This window comes from Endozoicomonas sp. SESOKO3 (genome assembly GCF_024606255.1).
In genome coordinates this window covers 1-18,237 of record NZ_JAHHPR010000649.1, presented here as the reverse complement: position 1 = coordinate 18,237, position 18,237 = coordinate 1, and the positions used below count along the sequence as shown (strand labels likewise).

Sequence of the window (18,237 nt, the reverse complement as noted above, 5' to 3'; positions counted from 1 at the left end):
AGTCAACCTGTCCCGTATTGCCCGAACTATGGGGCGCGGTACCGAGATCGACTCCAGGCGTAAACGTCCCTTCTGCAAAAGTTCCTGGTGCTCCAAACCTTTATAAAATCAAACTAAGGCAACTTGGTTTAAGACTTGTTTATTCCGTTTCAGACAAATCCATCACCGTTTCTGTTGAATTAGCAACACAAACCGGACAAGAGCTGATCTTACTCCAGCTCTCATCACACTACACTGGCGTGCGCGCCCGCAAAGGACGCTGGTTTGCAATAGCCTCGTCAAGGCTCAAGGCGGGAAGGATCAGGGAGCGTTATCATTGGCGAGCTTTCGGGCCTGTTTTACAGCCAACCTCACCTGCCCCGGCGCAGTGCCGCCAATATGATCCCTCGCAGCAACAGATCCCTCCAGCGTCAACACATCAAACACATCTTCCTTAATGGTGTCTGAGAAGACGGTCAGTTCTTCCAGGCTCATCTCTGACAAGTCCTTGTTCTGCTCAATGCCGTAGGCCACTGCTTTGCCAACCACTTCATGGGCATTGCGAAATGGCATGCCTTGTCTGACCAGGTAGTCTGCCAGATCGGTTGCGGTGCTGAATCCACGGCGAGCGGCTTCTGACATGTTTGCTTTCTTTGACTGAATATGTGGAACCATATCAGCAAAGGCTCGCAGGCAGTCTTTGAGGGTATCTACTGTATCAAACAGGGGTTCCTTATCTTCCTGATTGTCCTTGTTGTAGGCCAATGGTTGAGATTTCATCAATGTCAGCAGGCTGATCAGGTGACCATTAACCCTTCCTGTCTTACCTCTCACCAGTTCGGGTACATCCGGATTTTTCTTCTGGGGCATGATGGATGAACCGGTACAGAAGCGATCAGGTAAATCGATAAAATCAAACTGGGCCGATGTCCAAAGCACCAGTTCTTCCGACATACGCGACAGGTGCGTCATCAGCAGTGCGCCCACTGAGCAAAACTCTATGGCGAAGTCCCTGTCGCTGACAGAATCCAATGAGTTCCTGGATGGGCGATCAAAACCTAACACCTTTGCAGTAAACTCACGATCAATCGGATAAGTTGTACCTGCCAGAGCAGCCGCTCCCAAGGGCGACACGTTGACGCGTTTTCTGCAGTCTTGTAAACGTTCACTGTCTCTTACCAGCATTTCATACCAGGCCATCAGGTGATGTCCAAATGTCACCGGTTGTGCCGTTTGCAGATGAGTGAAGCCCGGCATAATAGTGTCAGCTTCCTGCTCTGCCAGATTGACCAGACCTGTCTGCAACCGTTTCAGCTCATTACTTATATGGTCAATTTCTTCTCTGAGCCATAGACGAATATCGGTTGCCACCTGATCGTTTCTGGAGCGCCCGGTGTGCAGTTTCTTACCCGCATCACCAATTCTGTCTGTCAGTCTGGCTTCAATATTCATATGAATATCTTCCAGCTCGATAGACCAGTCGATGTTGTTGTTTTCGATGTCTTCCAGGATACCTTCGAGCCCACTCAGAATGACAGACAGCTCTTCCTGGCTCAGAATGCCTGTTCTTTGCAGCATTCGAGCGTGAGCCATCGAGCCTTCAATATCATGACGATAAAGGCGACGATCAAAATCAATAGAGGCAGTGAATCGAGCAACAAATGCATCCACGCCTTCGCTGAACCTTCCACCCCACTGCTGATTGCTGCTATCGGACATTTTCTACCTCTTTCTTTAATGAGCTCATGGCTGTTTCCGGCTCACGGCTGTTTCCGGCTCATGGCTGTTTCGCATTCTGCAGGCCAACTTCCTGATGCCCGCAACGTCAATCTGCTGATTTTTATAGCCAGACTGTGGATGACTGAAGCTGGCTCCGGCATTATAGAGGTAACTGGGTGATTTTAGATAGCGCGCCCAACCCAAAAAGAATAATTATTCTATTTTTACGAATTATTATAAATCTAAAGACACCAGAGACAGGATGCTCCCTCTTGCTATTTAAAGCCAACAGAATTCAGGACGATGACGACTTTTTCCTGCCGGATTTATGCTCCCCCGGTGCCGTCTTTATGCTGGTTCTGGTGTCTGAGCTTTTTGTCCTGATCCAGGTACTCACTCTGCCCGCCCCGGACGACCTGGACTGGAATCGTCTGGCCATGACTTCCCTATTTGTCCAGTGGATATCTCTGGTATCAGGCGCTGTTCTATGCCGGCTCAGGCCAGTTCTGAAGCGTCAGAAACTGACGGTTATCATCAGCAGCTGCCTTGGTGTCGTGGGCATCATCACTCTGGTATTCACTCTCGCGGCGCAGTGGTTTCTATGGCGGGATGCTTTTATTGATATCTATCCGGAATGGAACCAGCTGGTCAGGCATGTCACCGTCGCTCTGATCATTACAGCCATGCTTCTGCGCTATTTCTACGTCCAACAGGAAGCCAGGAAAGAGCAGAAAGCCAGCCATGCCGCTCGCTTTGAGGCTTTGCAGGCTCGGATTCGCCCTCACTTTCTTTTTAACTCGATGAACATCATCGCCAGCCTGATTCATATTGACCAGGACAAGGCAGAGCAGGCCGTTGAAGATTTGTCGGATCTCTTTCGCTCCAGCCTTCAGGAGCATGGCAAGAGCATTGCCTTGAGTCGAGAGATCGAGCTTTGTCGGCGCTATTTGAGAATTGAACAGCACAGACTGGGACGCCGTCTGCAAACCCGGTGGAATATTGAGTTAATCCCTGAGGACGTTCTCATTCCCCCCCTCACATTGCAGCCCATTGTTGAAAATGCGGTTTATCACGGCATCCAGCCACTGGAAAAAGGTGGCACTGTGAGTGTAGATATTGGCAGGAGCAACGATAACATCACTATCAGAGTCAGAAACCCGGTTCAGAGTAACCCTTCCAGCTTTGCCAAAGGGGCTCAGGGAAATCAGTTGGCTCTGGCCAATATCCGCTCCCGACTGAATATGCTTTTTGGTAACAAAGCCAGTGTAAAAGCTCAGCTGTTTGAGGGTGAGAGTGGAGATACTCAGGAGTTTGAAACATTGATCACTTACCCTTACGGTGGCAATAACCATGAACATACTGATCACCGATGATGAACCGCTGGCAAGAGACCGCCTGCGACACCTGTTAGGACGTTTAGAGGGCTTTCAGGCTCTGGAGTACGATGCAGGTAATGGCATAGAAGCTCTGGAGCTTTGTCGTAAATACCAGCCAGATATTGTCTTAATGGATATTCGTATGCCTGTTATGGGAGGTCTGGAAGCAGCCGCTCATATCAGCAAGCTGGAGCGTCCGCCCGCTGTCATTTTCTGTACCGCTTATGATACTCACGCCATTGAAGCTTTTCAGGTTCAGGCGGTTGGCTATCTGTTGAAGCCAGTAAAGATCGAAGATCTGCAACAAGCGCTGATTGGCGCTGCTAAAGTTAATCGACTGCAGCTGGCGAGCCTTAAAGAAGACCTGAATGATAATGCCCGCAGCCACATCGCGGCCAAAACGCTCAGAGGGATAGAACTGGTGCCTCTGGATGATATCTACTATTTTATGGCAGACAGCAAATACATCACGGTTTATCACAAGAACGGGGAAGTGCTCATTGATGACCCACTGAAAGATCTGGAGTCCGAGTTTAGTTCCAGATTTGTTAGAGTCCACAGGAATGCTCTGGTGGCCAGAAAGGCCATAGAAAGGATGATTCGTGACGAGCAGGGCCACTTCTTTATCCAGCTCAGTGGCGTCGACAAGCCTCTTTCAGTAAGCCGCAGACATGTGCCACTGATGAAGAAGTTCATGCAATCGCTTTGAAGCCCGTGAGTGCCAGGCTTAACTGAGTCTGGCTTCGGGCAAAAAGTCTTCACCCATAACCTGCTCAAGGCTCCACGGACAATCTTCAGGGAAATCTTTCGATGAAAAATGTCTTGAATCCACATAACTGTTCAAGCCCTTGGCAGCCAGTATTCGGGCCTGTTGATAGGCTTCAAGGTAAATAGCCTGTTGTTTTGACTGCAGGCTGGGATTATCTGCCAGGACTGCTGCTGCGGCATACCTCTGAATTTGAATCGTATCCACCCAGCTGCGAAACCAATGATCCATATCCCTGAGGTCATTGACCTGATTCTGCTGAAAGTCCCATTTTAACAAGTGGCTCAGTAACTGAATAAGATGTCTCTTGAAAGCCCTTGGCTCACTTTTTCCCATATCTGCTAATTCTTCCAACAAATTTTCAAGGTCAAGTTCATCAAAACGTCTGGCAGCCAGCAGCTTTTTTTGCTCTTCCACCCAGAGCATATAGTCGGTTCTATAAAGGTCTGTCATAAACTCCTCCGCTGGATTAACAACCTAGTGGTTATTTTCTCTTCCATCAACCGCCTGGTAAGAAAGTAAATGTTGGTCACAACTAAAGACTATCGTATTATCCCAAACACTGAATCTCTTCAATGATGAGTGAATCTGTATACTGGCCTTAACCCGTTACCGAGTAGACCATTCCGCAGGCTTTACAGCGCCATTCAGCCATCGTTGTCCTTTTTATTGATTGAAAGTCTCTTCATGAAAACCATCCGCATCGCTACAAGAAAAAGCGCCCTGGCCCTCTGGCAGGCTGAATACGTCAAAGAGCGTCTGGAGCACTTTCATCCGGGTATCCGGGTGGAGTTGGTCAAAATGACCAGCAAGGGTGATCGAATTCTGGATGCACCACTGGCCAAAGTCGGTGGCAAAGGCCTGTTTGTAAAAGAATTGGAAACAGCTATGCTGGAGAACAGGGCCGATATCGCCGTGCACTCCATGAAAGATGTTCCTATGGAGCTTCCGGAAGGGCTTGGACTGGGCGCTATCTGTCCTCGCGAAAACCCACTGGATGCGTTTGTTTCCAACACTTATAACCAGCTGGACGAGCTGCCTGAAGGCGCAATCGTGGGCACATCCAGTCTGCGCCGCCAATGCCAGATTCTGGCAAAAAGACCGGATCTGAAGATTGAATTCCTGCGAGGCAACGTCAACACACGCCTGAGCAAGCTCGACGATGGTCAGTATGACGCCATTATTCTTGCGGCAGCGGGGTTAATCAGACTGGGAATGGAAGACCGGATCAAAACGGCGCTGCCCCCTGAACTGAGTCTGCCAGCGGCAGGTCAGGGTGCAGTGGGTATTGAGATTCGTTCAAACGATGAAGCGGTGAAACACTTTCTGGCCCCACTGCATCATGAAGAAACAGCCACACGAGTGCTTGCGGAAAGAGCCATGAACCGAAAATTAAATGGCGGCTGTCAGGTACCTATTGGTTGCTATTCTGAACTCATCAACGATCAGCTCTTCATCCGGGGTCTGGTGGGTCAGCCGGACGGCAAAGTCATATTGAGCGCAGAAGTCTATTGTGCACCTTCCGATGGGGAGAAAGGCGGTGTCCAGCTGGCAGAATCCTTGCTGGAGCAAGGTGCAGACCGCATTCTCGCAGAGTTGCTGCATTAATGTGAGCCATGTCATGATAAACAATCGTGAGATCAGAGCATTGGTCACTCGCCCCAGGGAGCAGGCTGAACCACTGGTTGCCATGATTCAGAATCAGGGGGCCATGGCATGGTCTTTGCCGATGATCCATATTCAGCCGGTGGCAGAGAGTCAGGCACTGCGAGACCGAATATTACAGCTGGATCAATACGGTAAAATCATTGCCATCAGCCAGAATGCCGCCAGACTGGGCCTGGAGCACATAGAGAATTACTGGCCACAAATGCCCCTGAAGATCGACTGGTATGCCGTCGGCCCAAAAACACGACAATGGCTAAATAGCAACAACATTGAGGCCGCCTGCCCGGAAGTACGACAAAAGCCCGGAGACAGCGAAGCCCTGCTGCAACTGGAGAGTCTTCAGCAGGTCAGCGGAGAAAAGATACTCATTCTGAAAGGCAAAGGCGGCAGAGAGCTGCTGGAGACTACCCTCAGTAATCGGGGAGCCCGGGTGGATTGCCTGGAAGTTTATGAACGCCAGAAGCCGGACTACCCGAAAGATTATCTGAACAGACTGATCAAAGATCATGCTATTAATGTCATACTGACCAGCAGTGGTGAGATTCTGGCCAATACCACAGACTACCTTTCTCCTGCTTTAAGTCAGGAGTGCTGTCTGGTGGTTCCCAGCGAAAGAATTGCCAGAATGCCAGAGGCTCAAGCATTCAAACGGGTTTATACCGCTCAGGGTGCCAACAATCACGCCATGGTCTCGGTACTGAACCTGATTAACAGCGAAGGGTTAACGTGAGCAAGAAAGATCAGAACGCCAGAAAACTCGAGCAAGCTGAACCGACACATCGGGCCAGGTCTGGAGAGCCTTCAAAAAAACAGGTTAGCAAGTCGACATCGACAGGCTCCGGAAAACAGCCTCAACAATCAGCATCAAAACCAGGAGGTAAACTATCTATCCTGGCCTTGCTGATTGCGGTTATTGCACTGGGTTTAATTGGCAGTATTGGCTGGCGGTTCATGCAATGGGAGCAGCAGCAACCCGCTCTGATAGCAGGACAGGAACAGCAACAAACCCAGATTGCACGGGTTCAGGCCAGACTCACTGAAATAAACGGTGAACTCACGCCCATCAAAACCGGACTCGACGAACAGCAAAGTCAAAGTGAACGCCTGCTGAAGCGCACCGACAGTCTGACCAGAAGCCTTCAGGAACTCACCGGCAACAGTCAGGATGGCTGGAAGCTGGCAGAAGTAGAATACCTGCTCAGACTGGCCAATCAGCGCCTGCTCATGACATCTGATACCCACTCAGCCAAGGCTCTCCTTAACAGTGCTGATCAAATGCTGCTTGAGCTGGACAACTACAATTTGTATCCCGTGAGGGAAGCTCTGGCAGAAGATATTGCTTCTCTTAACAGCCTCCCGGATTTTGATCAGGAAGGTCTTTACCTGAAGCTTGAAGCGCTCACCCAGCAGATTGACGAACTGCCCCTGATGGAAAAAGAGCCCCTGAAATCAGCTTCAATCTCGGTATCAAAGCCCTCTGAGACGCCATCCACAGGCGCTCCATCTACTCCATCTTCAGAGACCACCGACTGGCAGACTGTCGCCCTCTCAATGCTGAACAATACCCGGGAGAGCTTTGTCCGGCTGTTCAGATTCACCCCGGATCGTGATCAAAAAATCACGTCACTGTTGTCACCCGAAGAGAATATTTTGATTCGCCAAAACCTTCAGCTAATGCTGGAACAGGCCAAGTTGTCAGTTCTCTCCAGAGAGCAGGCGATCTACAACAGTAGTCTGCAACAGGCTTCAGACTGGATAGAAAAATACTTCTCGCTGTCAGGGGCTCAGGCCACCGCAATGCTGGAAGAGCTGAAGGCTCTGGACAAAGTCACCGTAAAACCTGTCACCGTCAATATCAGCCGTGCTTTGAACTTGCTGAAATCCAGCCTGATAACTGAGACCCCGCAGAATGAAAAAAACACCTCGGGGCAAACTGAATCCTCAGAGAGTGCACAGACTGTTCAGAACAGCTCAATCGAAAAAACACCTGAAGGGATTGATCAGACAGCCACTGAAAACCAGTCAGAATATTCTCAGCCCCCGCAAGCACCTGCTGACTCTTCAGAGGAGCCAGAAACATGAAGGGTTTTATCATCTTCCTGGCGATTCTGGGCATTACTTTTGGCTTGGCAAACGTCATGATCCATGACAGCGGCTATGTGCTTATCTCGTACAACAAGACAACGTTCGAAAGCACATTGTGGGGACTTTTTCTGTTGATTGGGCTTGCCATAGGTGCATTCTGGCTGGTCTGGATCATCCTGAGGCTCATTTTCGACGTCACAGGTTTTATCTATCCAATGACGTCCAGTGCCAAAGAAAGACGAGCCCGTAAACTGACAACCCGGGGCTTTGTCGAGTTCACTCAGGGGCATTGGAAGAAAGCTGAGCGACTGCTTTCGCAGGCTGCTGACTATGGCTCCTCACCTTTACTGAATTATCTTGCCGCAGCTCGTGCAGCTCATGAAAACGGTGACCTTGAAGCCTCTGCCGAATACCTCCGTCAGGCCGATCACAAGGAGCCCGGTGCAGAGTTGGCTATTGGCATTACCCAAGCTCAGCTTCAGCTCTCATCAGGTCAACTGGAGCAGGCACTGGCCACCCTGACCAAGCTGCACAAGCAAGTCCCACGACATGCCTATGTTCTGAAAATGCTGAAACAGACCTATACCCGCCTCAATGACTGGCAATCTCTCGCGGCTCTTTTACCCAAGCTGAAAAAGCAAAAAGTCGTTTCCGATGAAGAGTATCGGACCATTGAGCTTCAGTGCTTTGAAGCTCTATTCAATCAGGCCTTTAATAATGGACGAAGTTTTACCTCTTTGGATCAGAAAATAAAACCTGCAACCCAAATCTGGAACAGTCTGTCGTCCAACCAGAAGCATAATTCCGCCATGATTTACCGGTATGGAAAGTGCCTGACGGATCTGGGAGCAGAAGAAAAAGCAGAAGTTCTGCTTAGGGACAATCTGAAGAAACACTACAGCGGTGACATGGCTCTGCTTTATGGAAAAATCAAGGGCAAGGATGTGAGTAAGCAGCTGCATTTTGCCGAAACCATGCTCAATGAAAGACCCAACGACGCCGATCTTCTACTCACTCTGGGTCGCCTGTCTCTCCGTAATGAACTCTGGGGTAAAGCCAGAGAGTACTTTGAAGCCAGCCTGAGACTGAGTAAACGGATCGATACCTATAACGAGCTGGGACGTCTTTTGGCTCACATGGATGATCATGAAAAAAGCTCTCTGTACTTTCAGGAAGGATTGAGACTCGCAGCGGGCAGTGTTGTTGATCTGTTGCCTTCAAAAGTTACGGACAAAAAATGACTCGACGCTACCTGTTGTCCGGCGCCCTCTGCGGTCTAATCTCTGTGGCTCTGGGCGCATTTGGTGCTCATGCCCTGAAAACGCAACTTTCCGAACGTTATATAGAAGTATGGGCAACAGCGACTGATTACCAGTTCTACCACAGTCTGGCTCTGATTCTGGTAGCCGTTCTAGCCATCCACTTCAAAGATTCCGGAAAACTGAAATGGTGCGCCAGACTCTTTCTGGCAGGTATCATCCTCTTTTCCGGCAGTCTTTATATTCTTGCCCTCACAGAAATCAGCTGGTTGGGTGCGATCACTCCTCTGGGTGGCGTCTCATTAATGCTGGGCTGGCTTTTTCTGGCAATCTTTGCTGTTACTGAAGGCTCGGATTGAAGTTTTTCAACGGTCATCTGCATGATGACTCATTGTGGTCTATACATACGGATGGTAATACGAGTATTTATTATCATTTGCAGTAATGCCTCAATGAATAAAAACCTGATAAAAGACCAAAATCGGCAAAGCCTGATTATCAACAAAAAGCCACCTGCATTGATACTGTCACTTGTCGTATGTTTTCCAAACTGGAACAATTGGGCCAGTACTATTGGGTTAGATAATAATAATTTCAATCAATATCTGAATGCCGACCATCCGGTGGAAGGTCGCTATCGGTTAATGAGTGATATTGAACTGAGCCGATTCATTCCCTGGAAACCCGTCGGCAATACCTCCAATCCGTTCTCTGTCATTCTGCTTGGCAACGGCCACGTTATTTCCGGCCTCGAAGTTTCAACGTTATCAGATAATACTCCCTCAGGCCTGTTCGGGTCCTTACAGAACAGCACTATCAGGCAGATCCTGTTTAAACAGCCAAAAGTCACCAGCTACGGAAATACAAGCCCGGCCGGTGCACTTGTGGGCATGTTAAAACGCAGCAGGATTGAAGAGGTGGTCAATTATGCCGGAACCATCAAAACAACCGGTTTTCGCAGTCATGCCGGAGGTATAGCGGGCAGTGTTTCTGATAGCGTCATACATGATAGTGTGAACACCGGCACCGTTTTCACAACCGGATCCGCCAGCACAGGCGGCATTGCAGGATTGGGCGATCAGATATCTTCCCTGTCAAATGATCTGAATACAGGAAAAATAGTCTCCAGAAATTTACATTCCTCGCCCGCCGGTGGCATCGTCGGAACCCTGAAAAGCGACAGCATTGCTAACAACAATCTTAATACCGGTGAAGTTAATGTTGGCTTTACCGAATATTCCGGGGGCGTTGTAGGAAAAGCAGAAGCTGCGAAGGCATTATATAACCTCAACACCGGAAAAATTGCCTCGGATTACTCCAGAGCCTTCTGTAGGCTAGGTGGAAGCAGTGGCGGAATAGTGGGGCATGCCTCCAGGCAAAGCCTGGTCAGCAAAAATCTCAATACGGGTAGCATTTTTACAAGGGATTGGCGTACCTATGGAGGAGGAATAGCAGGGGATGTAGTCAACACTACTGTTGTTCAAAATGTTAATGCCGGAACGGTCACTACTCACGACTTTCAGTCATCTGCCGGAGGGATTACCGGAGAAGCTGAAGGTTCAGGCATTCGGGACAACCTGAATGTCGGAGCAATCATGACAAAAGATGCTGGCGGTCACTTAGGGGCTATTACCGGAGCTGCCACTCTTTCAACCTCAGTGTACAACAATGTCAATACAGGTTCGGTTGAAGCCCGGGACAGCCACTGCTACGTAAGCGGGGTAGCTGGCAGAGTTTGGAAGGCAGGTGCCATTGAGCATAACCTGGATACTTTCACAAAGTATCAATGGACCAGTGAGAGAGGTAGTGGGCGTAATATAGGTATCATAAGACTATCGAAAAGTACCCTCAAATCAAACGTAACCCTGTTAGACAGCACGCTCTGGAATGCCGGTGATGCATCACAGCTGCCGATGCTCAAGGGCATTAATACTCCCTACCGTGAACTTGCCCGAATAAATGGTACCAAACAGACAAACAATCAGTTCCCGTCGGCCCTGAATGAGTTTGCGGATCCCGGTGGTGCTGCAAATGCCACCTCTTTTGATCGTACTGTCTGGAACAGTCGGGATGGCTCTTTACCGTTTCTAAACATTTTCCCCAAACCACAAACATTACTGGCTGGGATTGACTGCACAAAAGGGGGGTTTGATTGCAGCGAGGATAAAACTCCGTCAGCTATGCAGCCCTATGAAACCCATTCACCCAGCCTGCCAGCTAACTGCCCGCCACCAGAAGGCACGCCCCTGTTTCAAGCGTATGACCCGGCAAACCAGCAGGTATACGTCGTCATTCAACCTGAATCGTTTTCTAAAGAAATTATTCTGGCTCGCTACAAAGGCCGTGAACTGGATAAACAATTTGGTCTGTGCGGCATTGTGACCTATACAACCTCTACCAAACACTCCGGAATGCTGGCTTCTTACCAGTCTCTGACAGGGCAGGTTGTTTACGAAACCGAAGGCTCTCAGCTCGGCTCTTCCCTCAATATTGTTGCAATGTCAAAGTCAGGAAAAGCGACGCTGTTCGAGTTCCCGTTGAGTGATATCCAAAGATACCGGGCACGATTCAGTGTCATTAAAAACGTATTTCCAGAGAATATTCAAATTAATGATATTGCTCATCATCAGGATGCCATGTATTTAACAGGGAAAATCAATAACAGCTTATTTATTGGCCGCTATCACCAACGAAAATTCTTTTTTTCTGAAAAGTATTCTGCAAACTTTGGCCAATATGATGAGCAACAAGGACTCAATCTAAAGCTCTCCCCAGATGGCGAACGCCTCTATGTAACAGGCAAAAGTGATGACGATGTGCCCTATCCTCTGTTTATCAGACAGTACGACAGTCAACAACTAACCCCCGTCGCCTCTTTTGGCAACAATGGTAGAGAGGCAATGACCATCAATGACTTTGACACGATCAACAGTCAGCAGGACATCCTGATACAAAAAGATCAAATCTACGTTGCCGTATTCAGCCCTGAGAGAGAGAAACTTTCTATCCGCCGATTTGCCACCGACAATGGACAGATTGATAGTGCTTTTATTATTGACGACAAGATTGATTTTTCTCCCCTCACACCGGGTTCGTTTGTAACCGTCAGGCTGATGATAACGGGAGATCATTTGCACGCCATTATATACAACAGTGATGGACAACTGTCCGTGTTTACTTATAAAGATCAGGTCAAAGTCCATCGTTTCGACACCACATTTAAACCTGCGACAGCGGAGTCTATGCGTCTGGTTTTTTTGGGTAATAAAGCCTATCTGGCGGTTGAAGTTGCTGATATTGAGGAGGGTAGCAGGCAGGTACGGATGCAGGAAGTTTTTCTGGGTCTTGAAAACTTGAGTCCTCAAGAATTCCCTGCCACTTTATCGTCTGGGGTAAATACTCGATTTATAACGGGTTTTTTTGCAGGGTGTACTTTACTGCTTGGAACGGTTGCATTTTACGAACTCGCCAAGAGCTGGTTCAAAAAAGAACTAATTCAACAGGATGTGGAAACCCAATAATGTCTATTCTCAGGAACCGGCGAATGAGCCCCTGGAATGTCCAATCATCTCAGCCAAAAACAAACCAGGAAATTCCCCCTGATACCCCCTACTCAAACAGAAGCTTTCTCACGGTTCTCTGCATCTTTCTGCATGATGACATCACATGGTCTATATAGACGGGTACGATTATTTATTATCATTATCTCTACGGTAGTTCTTCAATGAATAAAAGTCTGATAAGAAATCAGAATCGGCTACTGACTATCAACAAAAAGTCGTCTGTACTATTGCTGTTACTTGTCGTTTGTATTCCAAACTGGGAAAGCTGGGCCGACACTATCGAGCTGGACAATAATAATTTCAATCAATATCTGAATGCCGACCACCCGGTCGAAGGTGACTATCGGTTGATCAGTGATATCAACCTGAGCTTCACTCCCTGGGAACCCGTTGGCAATGTCTCCGTTCCGTTTTCTCTCAATCTGGATGGCGGCGGCCATGTTATTTCTGGCCTTGAGGTTTCAACGTCAGCCTATAAAACTGCAACCGGCTTGTTCGGGTCATTACAAAACAGCATCATCAGGCGGATCCTGTTAAAACAACCAAAAGTGACCGGTGCCGGGTTTAGGAGCCCGACAGGTGCACTTGTGGGAGAGTTGAAAGGCAGCAGGATTGAAGAGGTGGTCAATTATGACGGAACCGTCAAAACGAAGTTTTCTAACAGTCATGCCGGAGGTCTGGCAGGCAGTGTTTCAGACAGCGTCATACACGACAGTGTAAACACCGGCACTGTAGTCACAGCATCAAGCGCCAGCACAGGTGGTATCGCTGGATTGGCCGATCAGACATCTACCATTTCAAATAACCTGAATACCGGAGCGATCATCTCCGGGGGTGCAGGTTCCTCGCCTGCCGGTGGCATTGTCGGAACACTGAAAAGAAGCGCTGCTCTCAATAATATGAATGTCGGCGACGTCACTGTTAGCCATACCGAAAGTTCCGGGGGGATTGCAGGAGAGGCAGCAGCAGCCAGAGTATCAAATAACCTGAACACTGGAAAAATGTCATCCACAGATGATCCGGGTATCGTCTACGTTAAACATGCAGGAAACAGGGGTGGAATAGTGGGGAGGGCATCCGGGCAAACCTTGGTCAGCAAAAACCTCAATACAGGCAGCATTTTCAACAACTATGATCGTACACACGCCGGTGGAATAGCGGGGCAAGTGTACAATGCTACTGTTGTTCAAAATGTAAATACCGGAACTGTCAATACTGATAGCTGGTCATCATATGCCGGAGGTATTGCAGGAGGCGTTGAGGTCGGGAGCATTCAGGATAACCTTAATGCCGGAGCGGTCATTTCGAAAGATTATGATTACGTCGGTGGCGTTTCCGGAGTTGCTGACGCGCCTGTCAATCCGGTCTTGGTTTACAACAATGTCAATACCGGGTCACTTGAAGCTAAGAGGAGAGGCTATTACGGCACAAGCGGAGCAGTGGCAAAAGTTTGGATGAGAGAGCGTATTAAGAATAATCTGGATACATTCACAAAGTTTCATCGTACTTTTGGTGGTCAGGAAGGATATAATGTAGGTGTCGTAAGAGTATCGAAAAACGCTCTCAAATCAAACCTGACCGGTTTGAGCAGCACACTCTGGAATGCCGGTGATGCATCGCAGCTGCCAATGCTTAAAGGCATTAACACCCCCTACCGTGAACTTGCCCGAATAAATGGCACCAAACAGACAAACAACCGGTTTCCTACAGTACTGAATGAGTTTGCAGACCCCGGTGGTTCCAATAATGCTACCTCTTTCAATCGTGCTGTCTGGAACGGTCAGGATGGCTATCTACCGTTTCCAAAAGCATTCTCCAAACCACAAACATTGTTGGCCGGAGTTGATTGCACACAGGGCGGATTTGACTGCAGCGAGGAAAAGAGCATCATGTCAGCCCCGTCAACTTCGTCAGTTCCGCCATCTACAAATCCTTCGTCGTATAAGGACTTGACTCACAGTAAATCCAGTACATCCTCCACAGCTTATTTAAGCGACTCCGAGCCTATCTGCCCGTCACTGGAGGGCAAACCTCTCTTCCAGGTGTATGACCCCGAAACCCAGCGAATTTACGTTGTCATTAAGCCTAAGTCGCGCTGGAAAGAACCTCGTCAAGAAATTATCCTGGTTCGTTATAAAGGCTCTGAACCGGATCACGGATTTGGTTGGTGCGGTATTGTGAGATACCTCCCCGTCCAGTCCCGTTTCAGAAATATGCTGGTGGGCTACCAGCCTCTGGCAGGGCAGGTTGTTCATGAAACCAAAGGCTCTCACCTTGACCTTATCTCAACAACACCTTCAGAAAAAACGATCTTGTTCAGGTTAGATGTCACTGACAGACACAGATCCAGAAGAGGAGTCAGAATACATAGCGACGAATTCCCTGAGAATCTTCAAATAAGTGATACCGCTTTTCATCAGGGTGCTATGTATTTAACGGGAACCATCGATAACAGCCTGTTTGTCGGACGTTACCGCCAGGGAGAGCGCATGCTTTCCAGAAAGTATCCTGAAAACAGTGGGCGGCTTGATAAGGAGCAAGCGCTTAATCTGGAGCTCTCACCCGATGGCGAACACTTTTATGTGTTAGGCATAAGTGATGAACATGCCAACCATCCCCTGTTTATCAGACAGTACGACAGTAAACAGCTAACCCCCTCTGCCTCTTTTGGCAATAATGGCGAAGAAAGAATCAACGCCATTGACGATGATATTGACTCAGTCAACAGCCAGCAGGACATCCTGATCAAAAAAAACCACGCCTACGTTGCCCTATACAACCCTGGGGAAGGGAGACTGTCTATTCGCCGGTTTGCCACTGACAATGGACAGATGGATAGCGCTTTTATTATTGAAGATGAGATTGATTTTTCTTCCCGCACACCAGACTCATTTGCAGCCGTGAAGCTGACGACAACGAAAGATTATTTGCACGCCATTATTTACAACAGCGATGGACGATTATCAGTGCTTACTTATAAAAATCAAGTCAACATCCATCGTTTCGCCACCACATTTAAACCTGCACCAACAAAGTCTCTGCGCCCGATTTTTGTGGGTAATAAGGCTTATCTGGCCACTGAAAACGATGAGATTAGGGAGGATGGCCGGAAGACGGAGGTACGAATGCAAGAAATTTCTCTGGGCCTTGAATTCTTCAATCACCAAAAAGCCCCTACTGCTCTGGCTGCTGCGGGGTCAGCTTCGCAATCAGCCTCAACATCAGCTTCAGGATCGGCAGAGGATACACCCTGGGGAACTGTGGCTGCTGCAGGAGGCACTGCAGTTGTTGTGATTGCAACCATCGCAGTCTATCTGGCGATCAAGAAGTTCAAAAGACAACCGACGGTATCAGAAATGGAGCCGAACGAATTGCAGCCATTACGCAATCTGCAGACAAGTTCTATAGGCTTGTGATATTCCTACCAAAGAAGTCTATAAGACTCGTTTTATGAGATTGCTCCAATGCATCGCGGTTGTCTTCCCCCCTTTTATAACGGATCAGCTGAAAAACAGAAGTTGCCTGACTTGCTTGCACAAGGTGACTCCTGTTTCTTTCTCCTGACCAGCTTGATACCCGCTTTTGCCAGAAGCTGCCGGTACTCGTGAGGTTTCAACCAGACAATGCGCCTCAGATCTTCCTCGCTCAGAATCTCATTAAGTGCCTCTCTCATCCGCGCTGTCTGCCCCAGCGGAAACTCTCCCACCATAATCAGAGGCAGATTAGCACCATCTTTATCCTTACCAATACCCTGTTCGCTCAGCCCCTCTACCACTCTTTTGATGGCTGGAATAAAGGTAGTCTTGGCACATTGGGTTAGCGTATCCTGACCGGCATACCAGTCTTTTTCAGTGACACCCTCTGGCACTTTATTCTGCTGCAACACCCAGAAGCCCAGATAGCCGGCTTCATTTTTCCTATCTTTCAAGCGAACAAACAGGTGATTAAATTTTCTGGTAGGCAGTGTAGTATTCAACCGCGCCTGTTCCGCTTTGCTATAGCCCAGATCAGGGTAGGCGAGGTATTCACCCTTAGGTGCGTGTCTATAAACATCAACGGTTGGCATAGCATTCATGGCTTTCAGAACCGGTACATGCCTCAGATCCAGTGTATCAAAATCACTGGCTGTACAGGCTGCTGGCAGTTGATCAAGGAAGAATACCTGGATAGCTACGCCATATTCATAATCCCCGCCCTCACTGTCATAGGTCACCCGATCATGTCGCATTACACCATCCCGAATTCTGTAACCGATGGCATAGGTAGTCAGTTGAATAAAATCCAGATCCCTTAACTCGACGTCTTCACCCGCTTTCTGTTTGGCCAGTTTGGCCATCAGACGGGTATCTGAATCCATTTGTAACTGCTTATCGGGGGACATTTGGAAATGACGGAGCTTCAAAACCTCTTCCATGTTCTCGCGAATGTACTGCTCTTTGAAGACGACTCGGTCACCCACCACAAGGGCTTTTTTGTGATGGTCTTTATACCCGGCAATACCGACGAAAACGGCGTCAAGCTTGATTGTGTCATCATCCTTCAGATCAAGCCAATGGAAGCGGGCTGATTTCCTGAGATTATCAAGAGCATTAGCAAACAGAATCGTTTCTGAATCACGAAATACCAGATTGCCCGGATGACCCATACCGGTGAGTGAAGCCTCATAATAGTCTTCCTCATCCTTTGACCGACTGTAAGTGACATGAACCGGAGAGGCCACCGAGCTGGCCAGTACCTTCTCGGGATTGTCTGCCGAGGCCAGCACCATATTAACCTCAGCATTACTTTCATAGACCACCAGCACCAGATTGTCTGAATAGGTCTTGGCTAAAGCCAGTGAGCAGAACACACTGAGCAAGAACAAGACGACACTGTTTACGAGCCTGAGTCTCATCGGATCAACCCTTTTTCATAGAACCCTTAGCAAAGATTCTGTCCGATCGGACAGTAACCACCCATCCAGTTGTTAAGAAAAAAGTACTTGATCTTCAAAATAGTCAATGAAATGAAACCCGGAAGCATAATTCATTAGACAGAAAGGTTATAAAATATGCACCAGGTCCATTTGCACCAGACTCAGAGCCATGCTGAACATAATCAGACAGATCACCAGATCAATGATTTTCCATGCCAACGGGCGGGATAACAGAGGAGCCAGCTTCACAGCACCGAACCCAAGCCCATAGAACCAGATGAGTGATGCGGTGACAGCCCCTAGTACAAAATAACCACGCTGTTCACCGTACTGAGCACCAATACTGCCTAATAAAATGACCGTATCAAGGTAAACGTGCGGGTTAAGCAGGGTGACCGCCAGAGTTGAAAGCACAATAGCCCGAACCGATTTTTGCACCTGCCCTTCAGCCTTGAGCTGCTCAGTTTTGAAACTGCGCCGCAGTGAGATCAGGCCAAATCCGGTCAAATAAACAACGCCTGCCCAGCGGGCTAGTTCAAGCAGTGTATTACTACTCTGAATAAGAGTACCAAGACCCATGACACCAGCCAGTATTAGCAAGGCATCACAAACTGCACATAGGGTGGCAATCAGAACAGGAGACTCTCGACGTAAGCCGTGAGCCAGTAAAAAAGCATTCTGACTGCCAATGGCTATGATCAAACCACCGCTTAATAACATTCCGTTCAGATAAATCTCCAGCATTGTCTAACTTTCTCTTTTTTTTCACTATTTTTATCAAGTGACGAACGCCCGTTATTCTCTAACAGCAGGCTTTCACAATAAGTTTTGAGGCATGCTGCTCAATATTCATCTAGGAGCCTGACCGAGAATGGCGCCCGTAGCGAGGACGGCAGAAAATTGAGGA

At 48.4% G+C, this 18,237-nt stretch carries 13 protein-coding genes; 9 read left to right on the top strand and 4 right to left on the bottom strand.

Features of this window, described 5'->3' with window-relative positions; genetic code table 11:
* Positions 1-300: 300 nt before the first annotated feature.
* The gene (gene argH, locus KDK18_RS11445) at positions 301-1,698 is read right to left on the bottom strand and encodes an argininosuccinate lyase (RefSeq protein ID WP_257255035.1); all 1,398 of its coding nucleotides are present in this window, start codon (positions 1,696-1,698) and stop codon (positions 301-303) included.
* Between the two features lie 272 nt (positions 1,699-1,970).
* Here argH and KDK18_RS11440 point away from each other — a divergent pair, with 272 nt between their 5' ends.
* Both KDK18_RS11440 and KDK18_RS11435 read left to right on the top strand, forming a co-directional pair.
* Positions 1,971-3,071 (top strand): sensor histidine kinase, encoded by a 1,101-nt coding sequence (locus KDK18_RS11440; protein WP_257255034.1) that lies wholly within the window; start codon positions 1,971-1,973, stop codon positions 3,069-3,071.
* The gene (locus KDK18_RS11435) at positions 3,049-3,783 is read left to right on the top strand and encodes a LytTR family DNA-binding domain-containing protein (protein ID WP_257255033.1); all 735 of its coding nucleotides are present in this window, start codon (positions 3,049-3,051) and stop codon (positions 3,781-3,783) included. The genes KDK18_RS11440 and KDK18_RS11435 overlap by 23 nt, the downstream gene beginning before the upstream one ends.
* An 18-nt stretch (positions 3,784-3,801) precedes the next feature.
* Here KDK18_RS11435 and KDK18_RS11430 read toward each other — a convergent pair whose 3' ends face one another.
* Positions 3,802-4,293, bottom strand: coding sequence for a DUF29 domain-containing protein (locus KDK18_RS11430; RefSeq protein ID WP_257255032.1), 492 nt, complete (start codon positions 4,291-4,293; stop codon positions 3,802-3,804).
* Between the two features lie 234 nt (positions 4,294-4,527).
* On the opposite strand from KDK18_RS11430, the gene hemC reads away from it, so the two are divergent.
* The 7 genes from hemC to KDK18_RS11395 all read left to right on the top strand — a co-directional run bounded on the left by hemC (position 4,528) and on the right by KDK18_RS11395 (position 15,831).
* Positions 4,528-5,448, top strand: coding sequence for a hydroxymethylbilane synthase (gene hemC / locus KDK18_RS11425; protein ID WP_257255031.1), 921 nt, complete (start codon positions 4,528-4,530; stop codon positions 5,446-5,448).
* 13 nt (positions 5,449-5,461) lie between these two features.
* A complete protein-coding gene (locus KDK18_RS11420; RefSeq protein WP_257255030.1) occupies positions 5,462-6,238 on the top strand; it encodes a uroporphyrinogen-III synthase in 777 nt (258 codons plus the stop codon).
* Entirely contained in the window at positions 6,235-7,590 is a 1,356-nt protein-coding gene (locus KDK18_RS11415) for a uroporphyrinogen-III C-methyltransferase (protein ID WP_257255029.1), read from the top strand. Before KDK18_RS11420 ends, KDK18_RS11415 begins: the two co-directional genes overlap by 4 nt.
* Positions 7,587-8,834, top strand: coding sequence for a heme biosynthesis HemY N-terminal domain-containing protein (locus KDK18_RS11410; RefSeq protein ID WP_257255028.1), 1,248 nt, complete (start codon positions 7,587-7,589; stop codon positions 8,832-8,834). Before KDK18_RS11415 ends, KDK18_RS11410 begins: the two co-directional genes overlap by 4 nt.
* Positions 8,831-9,211 carry a DUF423 domain-containing protein gene (locus tag KDK18_RS11405; protein WP_257255027.1) on the top strand — a complete coding sequence of 127 codons (381 nt, stop codon included), beginning with the start codon at positions 8,831-8,833 and terminating at the stop codon, positions 9,209-9,211. The genes KDK18_RS11410 and KDK18_RS11405 overlap by 4 nt, the downstream gene beginning before the upstream one ends.
* 93 nt (positions 9,212-9,304) lie before the next feature.
* On the top strand, positions 9,305-12,373 hold the full coding sequence (locus tag KDK18_RS11400; protein WP_257255026.1) for a hypothetical protein: 3,069 nt from the start codon (positions 9,305-9,307) through the stop codon (positions 12,371-12,373).
* A gap of 203 nt (positions 12,374-12,576) precedes the next feature.
* The gene (locus tag KDK18_RS11395) at positions 12,577-15,831 is read left to right on the top strand and encodes a hypothetical protein (protein WP_257255025.1); all 3,255 of its coding nucleotides are present in this window, start codon (positions 12,577-12,579) and stop codon (positions 15,829-15,831) included.
* Positions 15,832-15,905: 74 nt separating this feature from the next.
* On the opposite strand, the gene KDK18_RS11390 is transcribed toward KDK18_RS11395, so the two are convergent.
* A complete protein-coding gene (locus KDK18_RS11390) occupies positions 15,906-17,309 on the bottom strand; it encodes a hypothetical protein (protein ID WP_257255024.1) in 1,404 nt (467 codons plus the stop codon).
* Between the two features lie 147 nt (positions 17,310-17,456).
* Positions 17,457-18,074 carry a LysE/ArgO family amino acid transporter gene (locus KDK18_RS11385; RefSeq protein ID WP_257255023.1) on the bottom strand — a complete coding sequence of 206 codons (618 nt, stop codon included), beginning with the start codon at positions 18,072-18,074 and terminating at the stop codon, positions 17,457-17,459.
* Positions 18,075-18,237 lie beyond the last annotated feature (163 nt).

Bases quoted from the DNA above. Each gene is read 5' to 3' on its own strand.
- argH (WP_257255035.1), bottom strand. From the start codon at position 1,698: ATGTCCGATAGCAGCAATCAGCAGTGGGGTGGAAGGTTCAGCGAAGGC.
- KDK18_RS11435 (WP_257255033.1), top strand. From the start codon at position 3,049: ATGAACATACTGATCACCGATGATGAACCGCTGGCAAGAGACCGCCTG.
- KDK18_RS11430 (WP_257255032.1), bottom strand. From the start codon at position 4,293: ATGACAGACCTTTATAGAACCGACTATATGCTCTGGGTGGAAGAGCAA.
- hemC (WP_257255031.1), top strand. From the start codon at position 4,528: ATGAAAACCATCCGCATCGCTACAAGAAAAAGCGCCCTGGCCCTCTGG.
- KDK18_RS11420 (WP_257255030.1), top strand. From the start codon at position 5,462: ATGATAAACAATCGTGAGATCAGAGCATTGGTCACTCGCCCCAGGGAG.
- KDK18_RS11410 (WP_257255028.1), top strand. From the start codon at position 7,587: ATGAAGGGTTTTATCATCTTCCTGGCGATTCTGGGCATTACTTTTGGC.
- KDK18_RS11405 (WP_257255027.1), top strand. From the start codon at position 8,831: ATGACTCGACGCTACCTGTTGTCCGGCGCCCTCTGCGGTCTAATCTCT.
- KDK18_RS11400 (WP_257255026.1), top strand. From the start codon at position 9,305: ATGAATAAAAACCTGATAAAAGACCAAAATCGGCAAAGCCTGATTATC.
- KDK18_RS11395 (WP_257255025.1), top strand. From the start codon at position 12,577: ATGAATAAAAGTCTGATAAGAAATCAGAATCGGCTACTGACTATCAAC.
- KDK18_RS11390 (WP_257255024.1), bottom strand. From the start codon at position 17,309: ATGAGACTCAGGCTCGTAAACAGTGTCGTCTTGTTCTTGCTCAGTGTG.
- KDK18_RS11385 (WP_257255023.1), bottom strand. From the start codon at position 18,074: ATGCTGGAGATTTATCTGAACGGAATGTTATTAAGCGGTGGTTTGATC.